The 23003-nt window shown below is 37.7% G+C and carries 25 protein-coding genes and 1 riboswitch; of the genes, 22 read left to right on the top strand and 3 right to left on the bottom strand.

All coding sequences use genetic code 11. From position 1 onward, the window contains the following. The first annotated feature begins 127 nt into the window (after positions 1–127). The 4 genes from CFK37_RS15015 (at position 128) to CFK37_RS15030 (ending at position 4471) form a co-directional block, all read left to right on the top strand. Positions 128–1267, top strand: a complete 1140-nt coding sequence (locus tag CFK37_RS15015; protein ID WP_089062632.1) for a THUMP domain-containing class I SAM-dependent RNA methyltransferase — start codon at positions 128–130, stop codon at positions 1265–1267. Then, positions 1267–2769 carry a carboxypeptidase M32 gene (locus CFK37_RS15020; protein ID WP_089062633.1) on the top strand — a complete coding sequence of 501 codons (1503 nt, stop codon included), beginning with the start codon at positions 1267–1269 and terminating at the stop codon, positions 2767–2769. Before CFK37_RS15015 ends, CFK37_RS15020 begins: the two co-directional genes overlap by 1 nt. An 89-nt stretch (positions 2770–2858) precedes the next feature. Next, positions 2859–3947 carry a type III polyketide synthase gene (locus CFK37_RS15025; RefSeq protein WP_089062634.1) on the top strand — a complete coding sequence of 363 codons (1089 nt, stop codon included), beginning with the start codon at positions 2859–2861 and terminating at the stop codon, positions 3945–3947. Then, positions 3944–4471 (top strand): isoprenylcysteine carboxyl methyltransferase family protein, encoded by a 528-nt coding sequence (locus tag CFK37_RS15030; protein ID WP_089062635.1) that lies wholly within the window; start codon positions 3944–3946, stop codon positions 4469–4471. Before CFK37_RS15025 ends, CFK37_RS15030 begins: the two co-directional genes overlap by 4 nt. A 3-nt stretch (positions 4472–4474) precedes the next feature. On the opposite strand, the gene CFK37_RS15035 is transcribed toward CFK37_RS15030, so the two are convergent. Together CFK37_RS15035 and CFK37_RS15040 are read right to left on the bottom strand one after the other, a co-directional pair. Next, positions 4475–5164, bottom strand: a complete 690-nt coding sequence (locus CFK37_RS15035) for a queuosine precursor transporter (protein WP_089062636.1) — start codon at positions 5162–5164, stop codon at positions 4475–4477. Between the two features lie 9 nt (positions 5165–5173). Continuing rightward, positions 5174–5218, bottom strand: a riboswitch (PreQ1 riboswitch). 81 nt (positions 5219–5299) lie between these two features. Then, positions 5300–5500: a cold-shock protein gene (locus tag CFK37_RS15040; RefSeq protein WP_089062637.1), complete on the bottom strand. Its 201-nt coding sequence runs from the start codon at positions 5498–5500 to the stop codon at positions 5300–5302. A 274-nt stretch (positions 5501–5774) separates the two neighbouring features. Between CFK37_RS15040 and CFK37_RS15045 the strand changes: the two genes are divergently transcribed. The 4 genes from CFK37_RS15045 (at position 5775) to CFK37_RS15060 (ending at position 10118) form a co-directional block, all read left to right on the top strand. Then, a complete protein-coding gene (locus CFK37_RS15045) occupies positions 5775–7445 on the top strand; it encodes a formate--tetrahydrofolate ligase (RefSeq protein ID WP_089062638.1) in 1671 nt (556 codons plus the stop codon). Further along, complete coding sequence (locus CFK37_RS15050) at positions 7445–8044, top strand: HD domain-containing protein (RefSeq protein WP_089062639.1); 600 nt, start codon at positions 7445–7447, stop codon at positions 8042–8044. The genes CFK37_RS15045 and CFK37_RS15050 overlap by 1 nt, the downstream gene beginning before the upstream one ends. 152 nt (positions 8045–8196) lie before the next feature. After that, positions 8197–8772, top strand: coding sequence for a hypothetical protein (locus tag CFK37_RS15055; RefSeq protein WP_089062640.1), 576 nt, complete (start codon positions 8197–8199; stop codon positions 8770–8772). Then, positions 8766–10118: an FUSC family protein gene (locus CFK37_RS15060; RefSeq protein ID WP_172840511.1), complete on the top strand. Its 1353-nt coding sequence runs from the start codon at positions 8766–8768 to the stop codon at positions 10116–10118. The genes CFK37_RS15055 and CFK37_RS15060 overlap by 7 nt, the downstream gene beginning before the upstream one ends. 256 nt (positions 10119–10374) lie before the next feature. Here the strand turns inward: CFK37_RS15060 and CFK37_RS15065 are convergent, their stop codons facing one another. Further along, complete coding sequence (locus CFK37_RS15065; RefSeq protein ID WP_245837228.1) at positions 10375–10938, bottom strand: LysM peptidoglycan-binding domain-containing protein; 564 nt, start codon at positions 10936–10938, stop codon at positions 10375–10377. 213 nt (positions 10939–11151) lie between these two features. Here CFK37_RS15065 and CFK37_RS15070 point away from each other — a divergent pair, with 213 nt between their 5' ends. From CFK37_RS15070 to CFK37_RS15135, 14 genes are all read left to right on the top strand, one after another. Then, a complete protein-coding gene (locus tag CFK37_RS15070; RefSeq protein WP_089062642.1) occupies positions 11152–11616 on the top strand; it encodes a hypothetical protein in 465 nt (154 codons plus the stop codon). A gap of 106 nt (positions 11617–11722) precedes the next feature. Then, positions 11723–12655, top strand: a complete 933-nt coding sequence (locus tag CFK37_RS15075) for an alpha/beta hydrolase (protein ID WP_089062643.1) — start codon at positions 11723–11725, stop codon at positions 12653–12655. A gap of 121 nt (positions 12656–12776) precedes the next feature. Next, entirely contained in the window at positions 12777–13730 is a 954-nt protein-coding gene (locus tag CFK37_RS15080) for a thymidylate synthase (RefSeq protein ID WP_089062644.1), read from the top strand. A 15-nt stretch (positions 13731–13745) separates the two neighbouring features. Beyond that, positions 13746–14237, top strand: coding sequence for a dihydrofolate reductase (locus tag CFK37_RS15085; RefSeq protein WP_089062645.1), 492 nt, complete (start codon positions 13746–13748; stop codon positions 14235–14237). A gap of 1 nt (position 14238) precedes the next feature. After that, complete coding sequence (gene mobA / locus CFK37_RS15090; protein WP_281251613.1) at positions 14239–14817, top strand: molybdenum cofactor guanylyltransferase; 579 nt, start codon at positions 14239–14241, stop codon at positions 14815–14817. A gap of 145 nt (positions 14818–14962) precedes the next feature. Next, positions 14963–15169 carry a twin-arginine translocase TatA/TatE family subunit gene (locus tag CFK37_RS15095; RefSeq protein WP_089062647.1) on the top strand — a complete coding sequence of 69 codons (207 nt, stop codon included), beginning with the start codon at positions 14963–14965 and terminating at the stop codon, positions 15167–15169. Positions 15170–15190: 21 nt separating this feature from the next. Next, positions 15191–15391, top strand: coding sequence for a twin-arginine translocase TatA/TatE family subunit (locus CFK37_RS15100; RefSeq protein WP_089062648.1), 201 nt, complete (start codon positions 15191–15193; stop codon positions 15389–15391). Positions 15392–15462: 71 nt separating this feature from the next. After that, entirely contained in the window at positions 15463–16218 is a 756-nt protein-coding gene (gene tatC / locus CFK37_RS15105; protein WP_089062649.1) for a twin-arginine translocase subunit TatC, read from the top strand. A 16-nt stretch (positions 16219–16234) separates the two neighbouring features. After that, entirely contained in the window at positions 16235–16453 is a 219-nt protein-coding gene (locus CFK37_RS15110; protein ID WP_089062650.1) for a YozE family protein, read from the top strand. Between the two features lie 202 nt (positions 16454–16655). Further along, positions 16656–17807, top strand: coding sequence for an exonuclease SbcCD subunit D (locus tag CFK37_RS15115; protein WP_089062651.1), 1152 nt, complete (start codon positions 16656–16658; stop codon positions 17805–17807). 2 nt (positions 17808–17809) lie between these two features. Further along, positions 17810–20926 (top strand): AAA family ATPase, encoded by a 3117-nt coding sequence (locus CFK37_RS15120; RefSeq protein WP_089062652.1) that lies wholly within the window; start codon positions 17810–17812, stop codon positions 20924–20926. A 232-nt stretch (positions 20927–21158) separates the two neighbouring features. Then, a complete protein-coding gene (gene vrrA / locus CFK37_RS15125; RefSeq protein WP_089062653.1) occupies positions 21159–21599 on the top strand; it encodes a VrrA/YqfQ family protein in 441 nt (146 codons plus the stop codon). A 92-nt stretch (positions 21600–21691) separates the two neighbouring features. Beyond that, positions 21692–22651, top strand: a complete 960-nt coding sequence (gene msrA, locus CFK37_RS15130; protein ID WP_089062654.1) for a peptide-methionine (S)-S-oxide reductase MsrA — start codon at positions 21692–21694, stop codon at positions 22649–22651. A 52-nt stretch (positions 22652–22703) separates the two neighbouring features. Next, entirely contained in the window at positions 22704–22910 is a 207-nt protein-coding gene (locus CFK37_RS15135) for a DUF6501 family protein (RefSeq protein ID WP_089062655.1), read from the top strand. Positions 22911–23003: the final 93 nt, after the last annotated feature.

Below are 23003 nucleotides of genomic sequence, written 5' to 3' on the forward strand. Positions count from 1 at the left end.
CCCCTTTTAAAAGTTTCTAGAGCTTTTAAAAGGGGGTTTTTATAAGGTAACAGCTTTCTGTTTCAAATAGGTACACCTTATATGGTAGACTATACCTAATTTAAGGATAGTAGAAAGGAACGAAGAAATGGCGCAAAATGTAACACTTATTGCAACAGCGGCTATGGGTTTAGAGTCCGTTGTAGCGAATGAAGTCAAAGAACTTGGTTATGAGGTAAAGGTTGAGAATGGAAAGGTAATCTTTGACGCACCAATCTCAGCAATACCTAGATGCAACCTTTGGATTAGAACAGGTGACCGAATTAAATTACTTGTTGGTGAGTTTGAAGCGACATCATTTGATGAACTTTTTGAAGGAGCTAAGGCATTGCCGTGGGAGTCATTTATTACGGAAGATGGGCAATTTCCGGTTATTGGTAAATCGGTTAAATCGAAATTGTTCAGTGTTCCGGATTGTCAGGCGATTGTTAAGAAAGCGGTTGCAGAGCGCCTTAAATTGAAATATGGTTTAGCAACGAAAATGCCAGAAAACGGGGCTTTTTATCGTATTGAAGTAGCAATTCTTAAGGACAAGGTTTCCTTGACCTTGGATACCTCAGGAAGCGGACTACATAAACGCGGCTATCGTGTTGGGCAAGGAGAAGCACCTTTAAAGGAAACGATGGCAGCAGCCTTACTGAAATTAACTAACTGGAAACCGGATTTTCCTTTGATTGACCCATTTTGCGGATCCGGTACGATTGCTATAGAAGCTGCTTTAATTGGCCAGAATATAGCACCTGGATTTAACCGGGAATTCGCATCACAGGACTGGGAATTAGTGAGAGCTAAGTTTTGGGATGACGCATTTGTAGAAGTTGAGGACAAAGCAAATTACGATCAAAAGCTGCAAATTACCGGGTCTGATATCGACCATAACATGATCAAAGTCTCAAAAGAAAACGCTCGAGAAGCAGGTTTAGGTGATTTAATTGATTGGAAACAGATGCAAGTGAGAGATTTGTTTCTAAGAAAAGAGAATGGGTATATCATCAGTAATCCCCCATATGGTGAACGTATTGGCGATCAAAAGGAAATTGCAAAAATGCATAAGGATCTGGGTTCCATTATGAAAAATCATCCGAGCTGGAGCGTCTATATAATCACAGCCTACAAGGAATTTGAGAAACAGTATGGGCAAAAAGCAACCAAAAAAAGAAAACTATTTAATGGGTTCATAAGAACGGACTATTACCAGTACTTTGGGAAGAAAACCGGGGGGAAATAATATTGAATAGTATTGTTGAAGCGGAGAAGAACTTTCGCGACCTTTTAAAAGAGCAAAATGCGTATAAAGAATCAATTATGCTGACGGCGTGGGATATGCGAACAAAAATCCCTAGAAAATCTGTCGAGCAAAGATCTGAGGTTGTTGGATTTCTGTCGGAAAAATTGCATCAGCTGGAAACTTCCGAGAAAATGAGGTATTTTATTGACGTATTAAAAGAACATTCAACAGATGAAACTATTAGAAAAACAGTTGAGGAATGCAAGGAAAAATATGAGCGAAACCGTAAAATACCGGCAGATGAATACAAGGAATATGTCATGCTCCAATCAAAATCGGAATCAATCTGGCAAGAGGCAAGAGAAAAAAATGATTTTTCCATGTTTCAGCCATATTTAGAAAAACTTGTTGACTTTAATCAAAAGTTTGCAAATTACTGGGGATACGATGATCATATTTATGATGCATTACTTGATAATTTTGAACCTGGGATTACTGTTAATAAACTTGATCAAGTTTTTCCCGATCTTAGAAAATCCCTAACAGAATTGTTAGACAGAATATCGTTAAGCGCTGTTAAACCGGATCCCTCCGTTTTAGAAGGGCATTTTCCAAAACAGGATCAGGAAGCTTTCAGTCTGGCCATACTGAAAAAAATGGGATACGACTTTGCTTCAGGACGCCTGGATGAAACCGTGCATCCATTTGCTATCGCTCTAAATCAAAACGATGTACGTGTTACAACACGTTATGATGAAAGTGATTTTCGTTCAGCGGTATTTGGCACCATTCATGAAGGCGGTCATGCATTATATGAACAAAATATTAGTGAAAAATTAGCTAATACACCACTCTCAGATGGTACGTCGATGGGTATACATGAGTCACAATCATTATTCTGGGAAAATTTTGTCGGGCGAACAGAATCATTCTGGAACTCCCATTATGACTTATTCAAGTCATATGCGCCAAAAGGCTTTGCAAAGGTACCACTGGAAAGGTTTTATCGGGCCGTGAATGAAGTAAAACCATCATTTATCCGAATTGAGGCAGATGAATTGACCTATCCGCTTCACATCATGATTCGTTATGAGTTAGAAAAAGGGTTGATTAGTGGAGACATTAAGGTCGGTGATCTACCTGGGCTTTGGAACGAAAAAATGCAGGAATATCTGGGGATTACACCACCAACAAACTCTGAAGGTGTTCTTCAGGATATTCATTGGGCGGGTGGCGATTTTGGCTATTTTCCGTCCTATGCATTAGGTTATATGTATGCTGCCCAATTTAATCATACGCTTAAAAAAGAAATAAATGTTGATCAACAAATCGCTTCAGGTGATTTTGCGCCAATCAGAGAATGGCTCAGTAAAAATATTCATCAGTACGGTAAAATGAAAAAGCCGCTGGAGATAGTAAAGGATGTAACTAATGAAGATCTAAACCCTCAATATTTGGTGAACTATTTAACTGAAAAATATACGCGTATATATGAACTATAAATCGTACGGGATCCTTGATGGATCCTGTTTTTTTAATCATATTTTTCAATAATATGTGCATCCTATGTAATAGATAATGAGGTGATAGAATGGCTTTTGTTGGTTCTGTTGGACTTGGAATTCCAAAACATGAGTTATATCAAGACGAAGTAAAACAATTGATTACAAATATATTTCCCTATAATGAAAAACAGCTAGCGCGTTTAATGCCCGTTTATGACAATGCGTTGATTGAAAAACGCCAGTTGGTAGTGGAAGCAAGTTGGTTCAAGGAGTCACATACGTTTAAGGAGAAAAATGATTTATATCAAAAGTATGCAATTGATTATTCGCTTGAGGCAATGGATCGCTGTTTGTCTAATCAAACAAACCTATCTGATTCTATCCCGTATGAAGCGATTGATACGATCGCCTTTGTATCCAGCACAGGTATTGCCACTCCTTCACTTGATGCACACCTTATTAATGAGCGTCCTTTTCGTAATGATGTTTCCCGCATGCCATTATGGGGCTTAGGCTGTGCGGGTGGTGCCAGTGGATTATCCCGTGTTTTTGACTGGATTACTGCCCATCCAACCAAAACAGCGCTTTTAGTATGTTGTGAACTATGCAGCTTAACGTTTCAGCGAGAAGATTCTTCTAAAAGTAATATTGTTGGTACGGCATTATTTGGGGATGGCGCCAGTGCTGCATTAATTATTGGTGAGGATTCACCGTACCGACGTTATCAAAAGAAAACGATGCCTAAAATAGTGAAAACCAGTTCGCATATTGAAAAAGATACGTTATCGGTCATGGGATGGGATGTGACTAACGATGGACTCGGGGTCATATTTTCCAAAAGTATACCAAGTCTGGTAAATACGCTATGGAAGGATCACCTTACGCAATTTTTATCCGATAATCAGATTGTCAAAGATTCCATCCATTCATATATCGCTCATCCCGGTGGAAAGAAGGTGCTGGAGGCAATGGAAAATGTTTTGCAATTAACTGATGATAAATTCCGCTACTCCTACCAGGTATTAAAAGACCATGGAAATGTGTCTTCTGCCACAGTTCTATATGTTCTCCATGAATGGATGAAAGAAACCGTTCCAGTTCAGGAATTAAGTATATTATCAGCACTGGGTCCTGGATTCAGTTCGGAACTATTATTATTGGAGTGGGGAAAATGACAACATGGATATGGGTTTTCATCGGGGCTGTAATCTGCCAACGCTTAATTGAATTGATTATTGCACGAAGGAATGAATCATGGATGCTCCGCCATGGGGCGGAAGAAAGAGGTGCTGAACACCATAAATGGTTTGTGTTGGTTCATGCCTCTTTTTTTATAAGTATGATTGCAGAGTGCCTTGTTAGAAATAACCCGGTTGAATCAATCAACTATTTTTTGTTTGCTATTTTTATTCTTACCCAGCTAGCAAGAATTTGGTGTATTACAAGCCTGGGGCGATTTTGGAATACAAAGGTAATCATTTTGCCAGGTGCAAAACTACGAACTTCTGGTCCGTATAATTATGTTAAACATCCGAATTATATTATTGTTGGAATTGAATTGTTTGTGATTCCCTTACTTGTTGGCGCGCCATTAACAGCAGTAATTTTCCCATTTTTGCACATCTTTTTATTGATTCACTGGCGGCTTCCTATTGAAGATAAAGCACTGGCAACCATAGGTTCAATGAAAAAAGGGTAGCAATCAGCTACCCTTTTGGTCATTCTTATGCATGAATTTTGCAATGTACATAAATGGTGTATCTATTATTGCTACAACAAATTTTATTACATACGTAGTAAAGAAGATCTCAAACCAAATATTAATTGGATATTGACCATAAAAAGCTATGCTGCAAAATACGGTGGTATCAAGCAGTTGGCTTAGCATGGTACCCGCATTGTTGCGAAGCCATAAATACTTTGTCGATGGAAAAAGCTTGCGGATTTTGTCATAAATCCAAACATCAAAATATTGACTGACAAGATAGGCAGCCATACTGCCAAGAGCTATTTGCGGAATTAATCCGAATAAGGTTTCCAGTGACCCTTGAGCAAAATCACTTTGCCCCGGCTGAAACTGTAACGCAATCTGCATCATGATCGTCATTGTTATTAAGGTGGAAAATCCTAACCAGACGGCTTTCTTAGCATCCTTTTTGCTGTACTTTTCATTTAAGATGTCTGTTGCAAGATATGCTGATCCATAAATAATATTGCCGAGTGTAGCAGTTAAACCAAATAATTCCACCGTTTTAAGTACTTGAATATTGGCAATTACAGTAGCCATTCCAATCCAAACAAATAGACCCATTTTGCCAAATATACGATAAAAAATAAGTAGTAATGAAAAATTTATCAGAGCAAACAGAATCCAGATTAGTTCATTGGACATTATATATTATCCTCCTTAGTTTTGTTAACGCGGGAGTTTGCGAACCGCGGCAAAAATTTATTATACGATTTTCTACTTGAAAATGCAAGAAAAACCGGTAATCTTATAAGATTACCGGTTTCATATATTCATGCCTTATTTTTTAACAACATTAGCGGCTTGTGGTCCGCGTTCTCCTTCAATAATCTCGAAGGAAACTGCTTGACCCTCCTCTAAAGACTTAAATCCTTCTTCCTGGATCGCAGAATAGTGAACAAATACATCATCTGCATCCTCAACCTGAATAAAGCCATAGCCTTTTTCCGCGTTAAACCATTTTACTGTACCGTTCTCCATGTAATTAATCCTCCTAAAAACTTTCACGTCAAACGTGGTAATACAAAGCAGACAAACATCATTACGTATTATGATCCCTATATCTTCTTTGCTTACAATCAAATATAGCTTATTTAGATAATTCAGTCAAGTAAAAAACCCATATTCTACTTGGATTTTTGCCCACTTTATCATAGATTGAAATAAGATTGAATTAAAATTTATAATTTTCCATACAAGTGTCCAACGATTTAAGGTACACTGGTTATATTAATAAATGGAAGGGGATATAGTAATGAAAACTGATATTGAGATTGCGCAGGAAGCAACATTGAAACCAATAAATCAAATTGCGAACAACCTTCATTTAAACGAAGATGAGTGGGAACCTTATGGTCATACAAAAGCGAAACTATCAGATAAGTTATTAAAAAAATTGCATGATAAACCGAATGGTAAGGTGATTTTGGTAACTTCAATTAACCCTACACCAGCCGGGGAGGGAAAATCTACTGTAACAGTAGGTCTTGGACAAGCATTGAACAGATTGAATAAAAAGGCGATTATTGCGCTGCGTGAACCTTCACTGGGACCAGTAATGGGGATGAAAGGGGGGGCAGCTGGCGGTGGCTACTCACAGGTTTTGCCAATGGAGGATATAAATTTGCATTTTACTGGAGACCTCCATGCGATCACAAGTGCTAATAACGCATTGTCTGCGATTATCGACAATCATATTCATCGTGGTAATGAATTAAATATTGATCCGCGGCGCATCGAATGGAAACGTGTCATGGATATGAATGACCGTGTTTTAAGGCAAATTGTAGTTGGACTGGGAGGGCCGTTGCGGGGGGTGCCTCGTGAGGATGGATTCACCATTACCGTAGCATCTGAGATTATGGCTATCCTTTGTCTGTCCACTAGTTTAGAAGACCTAAAAGAGCGGATTTCAAAAATTGTCATCGGCTACACCTATGATGAGGAGCCAGTTACAGTAAAGGATTTAAGAATCGAAGGCGCATTAACTTTACTATTAAAGGACGCTATTAAACCAAATTTAGTGCAAACTACTGAGAATACGCCCGCTATTATTCATGGGGGACCATTTGCGAATATAGCACATGGATGCAATAGCATAATGGCAACCAAAACAGCGGCAAAACTTGGTGATTATGTAGTAACAGAGGCCGGATTTGGCGCTGATCTTGGAGCGGAGAAGTTTTTGAATATTAAGTCAAGATCCGGGGAAATTGACACGGATGCTGTAGTTATCGTTGCGACAGTGCGTGCCTTAAAAATGCATGGAGGTGTGGAGAAGGATAAGTTAACGTTTGAGAACGTCGATGCATTGAAAAATGGCATGGCGAATCTAAAAAAACATATGGAAACAATAGAACAGTTCGGTCTTCCTTTTATTATTGCAATAAATAAATTTCCAACAGACAGTGAAGCGGAAACAAACTTTATTCAAGCATGGTGCGAGTCACATGGTGCAGAAGTTGCATTAACAGATGTTTTTGCAAAAGGCGGTGAAGGAGGAATGGAGCTTGCCGAAAAAGTAATTGCTGTTGCTGATTCTAATGAACGCAATTTCCAGTACACGTATGATGTAAATGAAACATTGGAATCCAAGATTAGAATGATTACCCAAAAGATTTATGGTGCAGATGATATTGAACTGTCACAGAAAGCTAAAAAACAACTTGCATTTTATGAAAAACAGGGATGGGGTAAGCTGCCGGTTTGTATGGCAAAAACACAATATTCCTTAAGCGATAATCCAGCATTGCTTGGCCGTCCTGAGGGGTTTACAGTGTCGATAAGAGAATTGCATGCATCCATTGGTGCTGGGTTTATCGTTGTATTAACCGGTGAGATGATGACGATGCCAGGTTTGCCAAAAAGACCCGCCGCTTATAACATGGATGTAACTGACGACGGGAAAATAGTAGGGCTATTTTAATGAGCGATGTAAGAAATCAATTAGATGCTATTCGTACATATGTTCACGATCTATTTCAAAATGATGCCACTGGTCACGATTTTTATCATATGGAACGAGTTGCTCAATTAGCGAAAACGATTTCTATGGAAGAAAAAGCTGATACATTTATTTGTGAGGCAGCTGCTTGGCTGCATGATGTTGGGGATAAGAAACTATTTACAAATCCAGGACAAGCTATGGATCATCTGGATGAATTCTTGATCAAGATTAATATCGAAAGGCCGACGATTGAACAAATATATGACACGACAAAGGATGTATCCTTCAGTAAAGGCAGCATACCAACCACTATCGAAGGACAAATTGTTCAGGACGCTGATAGACTAGATGCAATAGGTGCTATTGGAATAGCCCGCACGTTTGCATATGGCGGTGCAACCAACCAGCTCATTTATCAAAACGGGGAACCGGAAAATACTTCTGTGCAGCATTTTTATGATAAGTTACTTACTATTAAGGATTTGATGAACACAAATTATGCAAAAGGACTTGCGAAGCCTCGTCATGCATTTCTTGAAAGTTATTTAAAACAATTTTTTCGTGAGTGGGAGTCTTAGGCAAGAAAAGGAATAAATTGATAACCGTATCCGGAAAATATATAATAAAGGGTATATAAAAATTAAATAATAAAAACACCTAAACGAAGGCTGTGGAAAAAAACAGTCTTCTTTTAATTGTTTATTGTAGGTAAAAGAAGGGTCTAATTAATATGTCTAACAATCAGGAAAATTTACAGCGTAAAAAAAGAGCAATTCCAGAAAGTCCCTCGAGATTTGGAATTAAACAAGTATTGCGAATGAATAATGTATCCATGCCATGGAAACGCGCCTTGGGATCAGCTTTAGCGACTAGTATCCCGGTTTTACTTGGTGTGCTTTTTGACCAATTAATTTATGGTGTGACAGCAAGTCTAGGCGCATTTACTTATCTTTATACAAGTAATGAATCATACAAGCAACGGGCAAAAAAAATAGCGGTTATTGCAATAGCCATCGCTTTATCTATGGTAATGGGAACCATCCTGGCACCCTATATTATTGCTTTATCGATTGTCATTGGATTAATAGGAATAACCGCTTTTTATGTGCTTCATGCACTTCGAATTGTCGGTCCTGGAGCAATATTTTTTGTATTGGTATTTGCTGTAGCAACGGGATTGCCAATTGACCCTTCCGCCGCATGGGAACGTGGTTTTTTTGTCCTGATGGGGGGATACTTGCATGGATTATTGCGATGGTCGGTTGGTTTTTCCATCCCCTTAAACCGGAGAAGAATGCAGTGGTAAAGGTTTATACACAAATGGAGGAATTTGTGAAAGCGATTGGAACGAGCCATTTCCACAATGCCCAACATTTAGTTGTAGTTGCCTTAAGTCAGGCTGACTCTATTTTAAACCGCCAAAGTAATTCCAGTGATTATAATAAATTATTGCTACTTCAGCAGCGGGCAAATAATCTTTTTTTAACATTAACAGCTTTATCTCACAATCAACATCAACGGGAGATGGAAACCTGCATTAAACAATTGGGAGAAATTAAACGTGCAATTCTTCGTAATACAAAAACAAATGTTGTGCTGAATCAAGAGAACAATAGGCAGCATATTTCACCTAATATTCACAAAGAACTTGTTGTGATGATAGATATTATAAATAATAAATCATTATCACTATCACTGTTAACACCCATGCAGGAACAGTCAGTTTGGCATACATTACTCAGTGGGTTTAATAGACATTCGCTTGTCTTACCTAATGCAATATTGTACGGTGTTACTGTTTGTATTGCTGCACTTATCTCCTATACGATTGGTATGGAACGACCATACTGGGTCCCCGTATCCTGCGCCGCGGTTATGCTCGGTGCAAATACAACCTTTACAATTCACCGTGCTATCCAGCGTTCTTTGGGAACTTTGGTCGGTACTATCATCGGTGGTATTATACTTACGTTTGCCCCATCTGGGATTGCATTATTTTTCTTAATAGGTATATTGCAATTCTTCGTGGAAAATGTAATTGTTCGTAACTATGTTTATGCCAACATGTTCATAGCACCACTCGTCTTAATTATAGTAGAGACACTGAATCCCGGGAATTCAATCAGTTATTTTGTTTCCGCCCGGGCGCTTGACACAGTTATTGGCAGTATTATTGGGGTTGTTGGAGTTCTAATATTATGGCGAGATCTTTCCCATAGGTATGTACCAAAATCATTGGGTAAAACATTATACAACATGAGTGAATTAATAAATGAAATGAATGGTAAAAATCGTAAAGTCGCTAAGGATGTCGAGCAAAAAGTAGTAACGAATTTAATTAATTTACGTACTGTTTATGATCGTACTTTGGGGGATTTTTACCGTAAACAAACAAATGCAGATTTCTATTGGCCAGCAATCATGCATACACAACACTTGGGCTATTTATTCATTACTTGCAGCAGAGGTAAACATTCCCTGGGGATTACGGATAAAGAATTCGAAAACCTAAGTGAATTATTACAGTTAATGGCAAGAAAAGTGACCGAAAATAATTCATCAGTCATAGTCCCGCCAACGGAACAAATAACATCAGAAGAAATAAACACAGATCTGAATGAGCTCCAAAGAGCCATAATGCTTCATAAATAAAGGATTATTCACTCTTTTTGTTGACGTTATCGGAGTAATAGTAAAAGATATGGTATGAATTTGCAAAAATATCAAATGGTTGATCTAGAATTAATAGAGAAAGAGGTTGATACAATGCATGCAGTACTAGTGGATGGTACAAAACAAAAGTACTGGAAAAATTGTACTTAAAGTTAAATAAGGAACCGAAAAAAGTTGACCAATTCGAGTTATTGAACTCAGGTTTGGTCAACTTTTTTAAGAAGGGGATACTCGTTTAGTTTAAAATTTGAACTTGCAAGTCCCGAACACCGAACTGTAATGCATCATCTAAATCCGACATATATACATCTAATCTGCCCTTTGTAATAGCACTTCCGCGATCCTGGCAAACAAAAGTTTCATTAAAATACGGGATTTGTACTTTTGTCCCAAAAGGAAGTGATTGTGGACAAGCTATTGTCTGACCTTCATCTACATGGTTACCAGAAGCGGTGATACCATAAGCAGGGTCGCCCGGTTCCTTACCAGTTGATTCATATCCGGCCGTATATGCGGTTACAGTATAAGTTTTTCCGTTTGCGTCAGGTATCGTTATAATCTGTCCGGGAAAGATGACATCCGGATTAGATATAGAAGAATTTGACGCTAGTAAAGATTCTAGATCAACATTATGTGATTGTGATATTTCTGATAACACATCTCCAGATTGAATCGTATATTTCCCACTTGCGTAAACTGAATTAGCAAAAAGGACTAGTCCAAGAGTGAATAGGGTTGTTAATGTAAGATATTTGATAAAAAGACCTCCTGATGTATTTTCTTTTGCAAGTCCAATCAAATAGACTCGCTTTTATAATAGATTCGACTAGAAATCCAGTTTAGTAGGGACTGTAATATAAATGTAAGTGCAGTGTAATAAATATGTACCTTTGAACATTTGTCACCGATTTGTCATTTAATTCTTAGTAATTTCTAATACTATTCCAATCCTTTTCTTACATTTTCACTCTATGTTAGAGTTAGTTACCGTAAAGAAGGAGAGGAAAAAAACATGAAAACACTGGTTTTAACGACGGCAGGAGTAATGTTGATAGCAGGAAGTGTATTCGGCACAAATGTAATACAAGAAGAAGGATCAAATCACGAATCATTGAAAACAGGTGTTTCCCAAATCTCACAAGGTCATAACAGTCCCTTCGAAATAGACACTTGGAATCAAAAAGCAGATTTTGTTGACGACAATACCCATGTTGAAGATAAAGAAGGTAATTCATACGCAGTCGAAAACGAGGTTGAATTTCCTGAATTTATTATTATAGATGAACTCATAAATGCTAATAGTTATCAAATACAAATTGTCGCAAACAATTCACATAAGCGGATTATAATTTTAAAAGATGAAGATGGCCAGCCGCAATATAAAAGTATTTACATTAAAGATATAAATCAACTTAAAATTATCGAGTTTGATCAAGGGATGGTTTTTAAGGGCGATATTGGAAAATATTCTGGATAAGTTTTTTTGGATAAGCATGTAGTATACTGGCATTATCATATTCAGCAAGGTATTCTATATATAAAGAAAAAACTTGTTTCATTACATATGAAAAGGGGATAATTTTATGGCTCTAGATTCACAAGTAAAAGTAATCCTAGACCAAATTAATGCAATACCTTCACCAGCCTGGGACCAAATAACCGCCCAGGCTTATAGAAAAATGGCGGCACAGAGTATGGATATGGACAGCGAAAAGGAGGAGGTCAAGGAAGTAAAGGATCAAACAATTCCGTTGGAGGGAAGATCTCTGCCTATCCGTGTATATACACCGGAAGGAGAGGCACCACAACCTGCTTTAATATTTTATCATGGCGGTGGCTGGGTAATTGGGGATCTTGATAGTCATGATTCTGTTTGCAGATTGCTGGCAAACAGAGCACAATGTGTTGTTATCTCGGTAGATTATCGTTTAGCTCCAGAACATAAATTCCCGGCAGCAGTAGAAGATGCATATGACTCATTACACTGGGTTGCGACACATGCCGCCGAGTTTAATATCGACAAGAATCGGATTGCGGTAGGCGGGGATAGTGCTGGGGGGAATTTAGCAGCTGTTGCGTGTATTATCGCCAAGGAAAGAAAGTTTCCAAACATTGCGTATCAAATGCTGATTTACCCATCCACAGGCTATGACAAGGCTCCTAATTCCATGCGTGAAAATGCGGAAGGTTATCTGTTAACCGTCAACCAGATGAATTGGTTTCGGGATCAGTATTTCAGTAGTGAGGAAGAATTACAGAACCCTTATGCATCACCGCTACTATACTCAAATCATGAGAATTTGCCGCCGACGTTGATTATGACAGCTCAGTATGATCCGCTTCGTGATGTTGGCAAAGCGTATGCAGAAAAGCTTGAGGAAAATGGCATTGACGTTTATTACAGGAACTATGAGGGATTGATTCATGGGTTTGCAAATTTTCATAAACTAGTTGATAAAGCAAATGAAGCTCTTTTGGAAGCTGCAGCACAGCTTCGTAAAGCATTCACTGGTTAAATTTGTTTTATTTTTTCCATATGTCTCAACGGCAAAAACTTATGAATATACTCTAAAACCGGGTTAGGGATATGTTACAATAGGTGCATGAATATAAAGGAAAAGGTGGAGGCAGTAAATAATGAATGGTGAGCAGGCATATTTAGACATGTGTAAGCATGTTCTTCATAATGGCAATAAAAAAGGGGACCGAACAAACACGGGCACTTATTCCGTATTTGGGTACCAACTTCGGTTCGATTTAAGTCAGGGCTTTCCGCTTTTAACCACAAAACGGGTACCATTTCGACTTGTGGCGAGTGAATTACTATGGTTTATAAAAGGGGATACAAATATTCGTTACCTCTTGGAAAATAATAATAATATTTGGAATGAGTGGGCATTTAAAAGCTGGGTTGAAAGTGAAGAATACACTGGTCCTAATATGACCGACTTTGGGAACCGTTGCCAGGTAGACAGCGCATTCAATAATCAATACCGGGAACAAATGACGCTTTTTAAAGATAAGGTCCTACAGGATGATGCATTTGCAGCTAAATTTGGAGATCTAGGTTCTGTGTACGGTAAACAGTGGCGCGATTGGAAAACATCACAGAATAAAACGATTGACCAATTAAAAGAAGTGGTGGATTCCATCCGTACTAACCCAGATTCCAGAAGACATATTGTCTCTGCTTGGAACCCGGAAGATGTACCATCTATGGCATTACCACCATGCCATACAATGTTCCAATTTTATGTTGCTAACGGCAAATTGTCTTGTCAGCTATACCAGCGCAGTGCGGATATCTTTTTAGGCGTACCATTTAATATTGCGAGTTATGCATTATTAACCCACTTGATTGCACATGAGTGTAATTTAGAAGTTGGGGATTTCATCCATACATTTGGTGATGCTCATATATATTCAAACCATATTGAACAGGTTAACGTTCAACTTGGGCGGGATGTCAGAGATTTTCCTGAACTTATTTTAGATAAAGACAAAACAAGTATATTTGATTTTGATGTGAACGATTTCGAATTGAAAAATTATCATCCGCATCCAACAATTAAAGCACCAATAGCTGTATAAACAGGAGGTTTCATAATGATATCATTTGTTGTGGCAATGGATCGTAATCGGGTAATAGGTTTAAACAATGATTTACCATGGCATTTACCGAAAGACTTTAAATTTTTTAAAGAGAAAACAACCGGGCATACGATGATTATGGGCCGAAAAACGTATGATTCACTGGGCGGACCATTACCAAACCGTAAAAATGTTGTTTTAACCGGCCAAGACCCGTCATATCCAGACGATGTTGACGTTATTCATGATATTGACACGATTAAAAAATGGAATGAACAATATGGTGACGATGAATTATTCGTAATTGGTGGGGCGAAGGTTTTTGAACAGGTTCTTCCATTTACTGATCGTATGTATATTACGTGGATTGATGAATCATTCGAAGGCGATACCAGGTTCCCCGAGTTTTCGGAGGATGATTGGAATTTAACCAACAGGGAAAAAGGCGAAAAGGACGAAAAAAATCCATATGATTACTATTTTCTCCAGTATGACCGAAAAAAGTGATATGAAAATATGCAGTGTTATTCTGGCGGGAGGACATTCGACCAGGATGGGAACAAACAAGGCACTCCTTCCCCTGGGAAATAAGAGCGTTATCGAATACATTGCAGATGAAATGGAAAGCATAAACTCTAAGGTTGTTATTAACTCGAATAACGCCGCTATATTTTCGCATCTTGGATTACCGATCATTAAGGATAACTATTTAGACCAGGGTCCGTTAGCTGGAATGGAAGCAGCACTATCCCAGGTAGATGTTGACATTTGTATTTTTAGTGCATGTGATACTCCTTTTGTTAATCGGCAAGTCTACTATCATCTTTTGGGACAGTTATCCGAATATGATGCAGTCGTTCCCGTATATGAAGATACAATGCACCCGCTGTCAGGAATTTATCGTAAACGGATTGCGCTCAGGGTTCGAAAACAATTAGCAGGCGGGGAGCGGAAGGTCAGAAAATTATTTGACCATATTAACATAAAGTTTGTTGATGAATTTGGTGATATTCCGCCATACGTTCTGGTAAGACACTTTTTTAATATGAACAATAGGGCACAATATGAAAAAGCCAAATGGTTATAGGTTGTTATCCCGTTTAAAATCGTGTTAAACTGATAGCGAATAATGGTAAATGCTAATGTGAACATTATGTGTATTTTAGTAAAATAATACCATGGGGCGTGGATAAGCAGTATAATGAAATTATCTTATAAAGAGGGTGTTATATATGTTATCAAGTATTGGGGTTCCGGGATTAATTTTAATTCTCGTAATTGCTTTAGTTGTGTTTGGCCCAAAGAAATTGCCGGAAATTGGAAAAGCTACTGGTCAAACGTTGCGTGAATTTAAAAATTCCGCTCGCGATTTAACAAGCGATGCTGCCGATGAAATAAAAGAGGCAAAGACAATTGTTAAGGGTAAAGATAACAAATAATATTTTGCGGAGTGATGTTACATGTTAAGCAATATAGGAGTACCGGGATTAATTATCATTCTCATAATCGCCTTGGTTGTATTTGGCCCATCTAAATTACCTGAAATAGGTAAATCCTTTGGCAGTTCCTTAAGGGAATTTAAGAATGCTACAAAAGACATTATGAGTGACGATGATTCGGAACATAAAGATAAACACGACAAAGCATCAACTAAAAACTAATTCATGTTGGAAGGTGTAGGGGAAATAGCCTTACATCTTCTTTTGCGCTTAGGCCCTAGGAGAGTGAAATAATGTCTGAAGAAGAGCAGAATCTACTTGAAAAAGAAATGAATGTCACCGGACATTTATCTGAGCTTAGAAATCGATTAATTGTTACAGCCATCTTTTTTGTGATATTTTTTATTGTGGGATTTATCTATGTGAAAGATATATATGGCTTTTTTGTTAACGACCTGGATTTTACGCTGAATGTTATTAGTCCTGGTGAAATTATATGGATTTACTTTTCAATGGCCGGACTTGTTGCATTAGTTGGGACAATCCCGATTTTATGTTTACAAATCTGGTTGTTTATAAAACCGGGATTGACCCCTAATGAACAAAAAGCATCTTTGGCATACATACCAGCAATTTTTATTCTATTTATAATTGGTTTGACGTTTGGCTACATTCTATTTATTAAACTTATATTGCCATTCCTTTTATCATTGAATGAAGGGATGTTTAATGAACTTTTCACCGTTGATAAATATTTCAAGTTTATGCTGCATGTAACAATACCGTTTGCAATCCTTTTTGAAATACCAATTATAGCCATGTTCCTGACAAGCCTTGGTATTATTACACCGGACTACATGAGAAAGGTTAGGAAATACGCATACTTCATTTTAGTAATTATTGGAACTATTGTGACACCGCCAGATTTCGTGCTGCAAACCATTGTTGCTGTTCCGTTGATTATTTTATATGAAATTAGTATTTATTGTTCTAGGGCTGTTTACAAGAAGAAGTTAAAGAAGCATCAGGAATTTATGAATGAAGAGTAAGTGAGGTGCACAGGGGATGCGTTCATTTTATCATTTTATTTTGACCTACCGGGGAAAAAAGAAGCCGACAGACCAAAGCCGTCTAGCGGAATTCGTTTTTTATGATGACGGTTTTCCCAAATACTCAACAGATTATAACGAGATTAGTAATTATTTGGAATGGAACAGTCCATTTACAAATGCCTTGCAAGTGTTCGATGAACTTTGGGATGTATATAGAATGAAAGAACAATAAAGCTTGCTCAGGATGAGCAAGCTTTATTGCATGGAAATGGATAGAATGAAGGAAAAAGACAGTTCAATCCGTGTTTGTTCTTCCGTTTCCAAACTGAATTTCCTTTTCTACAGTATAATCGAATGAACATTCTCTAATCCAGGATACTGATAAAGTTAAATAAAATCATGATAAAATGATAGTAGAAAAAGGAGGAGTAATAATGAAAATTTTACATACAGCCGATTGGCATTTGGGGAAAATAGTAAATAGTGTCCATATGACGGATGAACAGGATATTATTTTAAATCAACTATTGGAAATTATTGAGCTTGAACAGCCTGACGTAATTATTATTGCAGGTGATTTATATGATCGGGCGGTTCCGCCAAAAGAGGCTGTCGAATTACTTAACAGGGTATTAACAACATTGATCGTTGATTTAAAAATTCCCGTATTGGCGATTGCCGGAAATCATGATAGTCCTGATCGGTTAGATTTCGGAACACAATTGTTCCGGTCACAGCAATTGTATCTTCAATCAAAGCTTGATACAAATGCAGAGCCAATTATCATTCATGATGATGATGGACCTGTTTATTTTCACCTAGTTCCCTACACAGAGCCGGCAGAAGTGCGTGCATTATTAGATGATGAATCAATCCATTCACACCATAGTGCAATGGCAGCCATCCTCAATAAAATAAAAGGCGCATATGATATGAATGAACGGCACGTGTTCGTTGGTCATGCTTTTATAGCCGGTGGAATGGAATCAGAATCGGAAGAGCGTTTATCAATGGTTGGCGGAAGTCCGTATGTTGATGTTGGCCTTTTCAACGACTTTTCGTATGTTGCTTTAGGGCATTTGCATCAGGCACAACGAATAAAGAGTGATGTAATTCGCTATAGCGGATCTATTCTTAAATATTCTTTTTCAGAGGCAACACATAACAAGTCTGTGACAATAGTCAATATGGATCATGATGGAACGTGTGAACTGTCCTATATTCCATTAAAAGCGAGACATGATATGCAGGTGGTGGAGGGGTATTTTGAAGATTTACTTAATCAGCCCATTCTAAATAAAGAGGATTATCTGCACATCATTTTATTGGACAAGGGACAGATCATTGATCCTATGAATAAACTCCGAAAAATTTATCCAAATATATTGCGATTAGAACGTAAATCATTTTCATCATCCACCAGTTTAAATGAGCTGCAAAAAATAAGACAACAGCAAACAAAATCACACACGGAACTATTCGCTCAATTCTACGAGGAAATTAAAGGTGAACAGATACCCGAATCAAGCCTGCACCATATTGATAAAATCGTACAACAACTTGTAATCGATGAAAGGGGTGAATAGACATGCGCGCAATTTCATTAAGTGTTAGTGCGTTCGGTCCATATTGGGACCAACAAACTGTAGATTTTAATGAATTAGGTGATGAATCAATTTTTCTTATTACAGGCCCAACCGGTGCTGGTAAGACTACCATTTTTGATGCGATTTGTTATGCATTATATGGACGAGCAAGTGGCTCAGATCGTGATCAGGATTCCTTACGAAGCCATTTCGCAACCCTCGATGATCAAACAGAAGTACAATTTCATTTTGCATTGAATCGCAAGGAATATATCGTGTCACGCAGTCCGAAACAGTATAAGAAAAAGGAACGTGGCGAAGGGTATACAGATGATCCTCCCAAGGCTGTCCTATATGAAGTGAGGGATGGAGAAAAAGTCTTGCTTTATTCCCGGATAAAAGAAGTAAATGAAACTTTGGAAAATAAGCTAGGATTCGATTATGAGCAATTTCGAAAAATGATTCTTATACCACAGGGTGAGTTTCGCAAGTTAATTTCCGAGAATAGCAAGGAACGTGAGGCAGTCCTGCAAAATATTTTTCATACGTATTTCTACGAACGAATGACCGATCAGTTAAAATCCGAAGCAAGGAATTTAAAGGAAAAGATTACATTTATTGAGCAGTCCATCCAACAAGAGTTAACGAAGATTGACTGGACAAGCATCCACCCGGAACAAGCAGATACCATTACTGTGCTTTTACAAAAACTGGAGGATGAAATCGAAACAACAAAAAAGTTAAGTGGAGAGGAAGATTTAAGGAAAACAAAGCAGTCCGAAAAAGTTCAACACCTTCAAAAGATATTGCAAGACGGCAAAGCACTTGAAGATAAGTATGTGCAAAAGGAAAGAATAGAGAGGGAACAAAAGCAATTAAAGCAACAAGAAGGAAGAATTGAAAAAACAAAAGAAAGACTAAAAGCTGCGGAAAACGCTGCTAAAGTCTTTCCTTTTGAGGAACAAATGAAGGTACGCAAGACGGAATGGATGAATGAAAGGGACGGATTGAAAATACAGCGGGATTTACTGACAGAACTTCAACATAAGTTCGATACAATTGCTGGCTCCTATAATGAGCAGCTCGAACAAGAGGACGCACGCAATCAATACAAGGAAATGATCAGTAAAGAAAAGCAGCAGTTAGAATATGTAAAGATGTATGTAAAATTACACAAAGCAACAATGGAAATAACCAAAGAGCGAGATGAATTATCCAAACAGCTAGCCAATTTGCAGGATAAATTAGAAAGAATGGATCGGGATATCGATAAAAAGGACTCCACACTGCAAAATGAACAAAAAATAACGAAACAATACTATGATATGAAAGAACAATATGAGAAAGCAATTACGATCAGTAAGCAGCTTGAAAGGCTTAATTATGAGTTTGAAATGTTGCAGGGGCTGCGTAAAAGTTATAAACAGATAGAAAAAACCTTTCAGCAAAAACAACTGAAATTGCGAAAGCTTAAAGAGGATTATCGTAAGTTGCAAACAGCACAAAAAGAAGAGTATGCTGTTTTACTAGCCAGTACATTAGATTATCATACACCGTGTCCTGTATGCGGATCACTGGAGCACCCAGCCTTAGCTGCACCACATGATCATTTGGTAGATACAGCCTTACTAGAGAATACAGAGAAAAACCTCAAACAACAGGAACAAGATATAGAAGATTATCAACAAATATATGTAAACAGTAAATCAGAAGGGCAAAGCCAACGACTATTGGTCGATAAGTTAGAGGAGGAATTAAAGGAAAAAATAGATAACTATAATCAAGGGAACATCAGACAGCTGATAGCTATGTGGAATGAAAAAATTAGCGAGGTCAATAATAAGAGAGATATGTTATCCAAACAGCTCGAAGCATTACAACAGACAAAGACCGACAAAGAAGCACTTAAAGCGGAAAAAGAAAAAGTTAAACAAACGTTTGATCAATGTTCTAAAGACTACCAAACCGCGCATGAAAAGCTATTAAAATATGAAACAAAAGTAGATGAGTTGCGAAAAAATATTCCCGAAGATATTACAGATCCGGCACAATTCGAACAGGAAATTGTTAATAAAGAGCGAACATATGTAAAATGGGTTAACACTTGGGAACAACTAAAGAAAGATTATCAAGATACGCGTGAAGCTATGCAGAAAAAACAAACAATTATTGAAGAAAAGCAAAAAACTGTGAACAGGGCAGATGAAAATTATCTAAGGCAACATAAGCTATTTAAAGAGCATGTTGCATCATCCGGGTTTACATCAATTGAAAACTACCAACTTTCAACACTTTCAACAGATGAACAGCAGCAACTAACAGAAACAGTCAAGGAGTATGAAAAACGTTGTGATGAGCTGGTTTATTCGTTAAAAACACTTAATGGTGAAATAAAAGATCAAACCCGGCCGGATATCCAAAAATTGGATAATGAATTACAAACTGCGCAGACAGAATTGGAACAGATCTGTGAAAAACTGCAGCTTTTACAGATGAAAATAAAAAATGACGAGCAGACTTTCCAATCTATTACCAGGCAGCTATCAAATCAACAACAGCTGGAAAACGACTTTTACACAATTGGTGAACTTGCCGATCTGGCTCATGGAAATAATTCACTGAGGCTTTCGTTTGAACGCTATGTGCTGGCATCATTCCTGGATGAAATCATCTTACAGGCTAATTTACGATTAGACCGCATGAGCGACCACCGTTATCAATTAATTAGAAGTGGGCAGGTGGCGAAGAGGGGAGCGCAAAGCGGGTTAGATTTGGAGGTATTAGATCACCATACAGGTCAACAGCGATCTGTGAAAACGTTATCTGGTGGTGAAGGATTTAAAGCTTCTCTAAGTCTGGCATTAGGGCTTGCCGATGTTGTACAGACCCATGCCGGTGGTGTTCAGTTAGATACTCTGTTTATAGATGAGGGTTTCGGAACGTTGGATGAAGTTTCATTGCAGCAAGCAATTAATTGTTTGAAGGATTTACAGCAAAGCAACCGGCTGCTTGGAATTATTTCACATGTGCCGCACCTGAAAAACGAGATACATGCGAAGCTTCAGGTTACACCTTCACACAACGGATCAACATTTGGATTTCAATTTGGTCAAGTCTAATTAATAACAAGGGTATTAATTTTTCGATAAAACACGTCAATAAACGCAGGGATTATTAAAATAATTGTTGTAACCTGCGCTTTCCCGGGAAATACTAATGGAATATTTCTATATTTCCAGCAAATAGTATTTGTCCGATGGCTGGATAATTCATTCATATGAAAAGCCTACACCAATCCAGGTATTTTACGTAAACTATTTAAAGAAAACATATAGAAATGAGGGATGCAACATGTTTCCTATGAACAATCGTCCACCTGTTCAAGAACGGCAAATCTATGACCCGTTCAGCATACGACCGTATCATGCAAACAGGTATCCAGCTCCAAAACCAAGGACATCGATTCCTGCATCGATTGCATCATTTTTAAACCCAAGCTCAGGTGGACTAAATAAAACACTTGCCAATGTTCAAAAGGTAATGAATATGGCGGAGTCAGCAGCACCTATGATTAAAGAATATGGACCAATGGTTAAAAACCTGCCGGCGATGCTGAAAATGATGAAAGCATTAAATGCATCAGATACTGATGATTCAGAGACAGATGATTCAGAAGTTGAGTCATTTAATACCGCGGAAGAACACCCAATAGCAGCGAGTGAACCTGTTCATAAAACCAAAAGGACAAATGAACCAAAAACCAGACAATCAAAACCGAAATTATTTATTTAATAAGAAAATCTTGCAACTAAGCCGTACACTTGATTTTTTTCGTAAAAAAAGAAAAAATAGAGAGAGGTTATAATCAGATTGGAGGAAAGGTCATGACTTCAAATAGAGAACTAGCTACATTTGCAGGTGGATGCTTTTGGTGTATGGTTGAACCTTTTGATGAACGTCCAGGTATTAAAGAAGTTGTTTCTGGTTATACAGGTGGTAGGACAAAAAACCCAACCTATGAGGAAGTATGTTCTGATACTACAGGTCATGTTGAAGCTGTGCAAATCACATTTGATCCAAATGTGATGCCATACGCACGGATTGTGGAGACCTTCTGGCAGCAAATTGATCCTACAGATAGTGGGGGGCAATTTAATGACCGTGGTGAGTCCTACCAAACCGTTATTTTTTATCATAACGAACAACAACGAGAAATTGCCGAAGAATCAAAACGAGAGTTAGAGAAAAGCGGTCGGTTCCAGAAACCAATTGTTACACAGATACTGCCGGCCAAAACTTTCTACAGAGCTGAGGAAAATCATCAGGACTATTACAAAAAACATTCTTTTCATTACCGACTATATAAAAAAGGATCAGGGAGAGCTGATTTTATCAAAAAAAGCTGGGCACCAAAAATGGATAAAACTAAACTAAAAGAGGAATTGACACCAATACAATATCAGGTGACACAAGAAAACGGCACAGAGAAACCATTTCAAAATGAATACTGGGATAATAAAGCAGATGGTATATATGTTGATATAGTTTCAGGAGAGGTGTTATTTACATCAAAAGAGCAGTTTGATGCTGGCTGCGGTTGGCCAAGCTTTACCAAACCGGTTGATCCTTATCAGGTGGCCGAAAACACTGACAATTCGTTTGGTATGAGGCGTACAGAAGTGCGTAGTAAAACATCTGATTCCCATCTGGGACACGTATTTAATGATGGACCAAAAGATAAAGGCGGGTTGCGATATTGCATGAATTCAGCCGCGATGCGTTTTATTCCAAAGGATCAAATGAGCGAACAAGGTTACGAGGGTTATTTACATTTATTCAGCTAAATCTATAGTTATAAATAATAATATTATGTAAACTGAAAAAGGAAGGTATAGAATGATTCATAAAGAATGGGAAGAACGGGATACAATAAAACAAATTAAATGTGTTCATGCGGAGGCAAAGAAATTTATCGTTGATAATAAATTAACACCCGGAAAAATTTACGATGTAAAGAATGAGACCGATGAATTCTATTTTATAATTGATAATAGTAACCGGATAGGCGGCTTTTTAAAAAATTATTTTTCTGAAATAAAATAACAGGGTTATCCCTGTTATTTTTGTATGGCTCATAAACGTATGAGATTTATTTTTTAAAAAATATGTTATATTTTTACCATTAATGATATAATT

Source organism: Virgibacillus phasianinus (assembly GCF_002216775.1).
Classification (GTDB): Bacteria; Bacillota; Bacilli; order Bacillales; family Amphibacillaceae; genus Virgibacillus_F; species Virgibacillus_F phasianinus.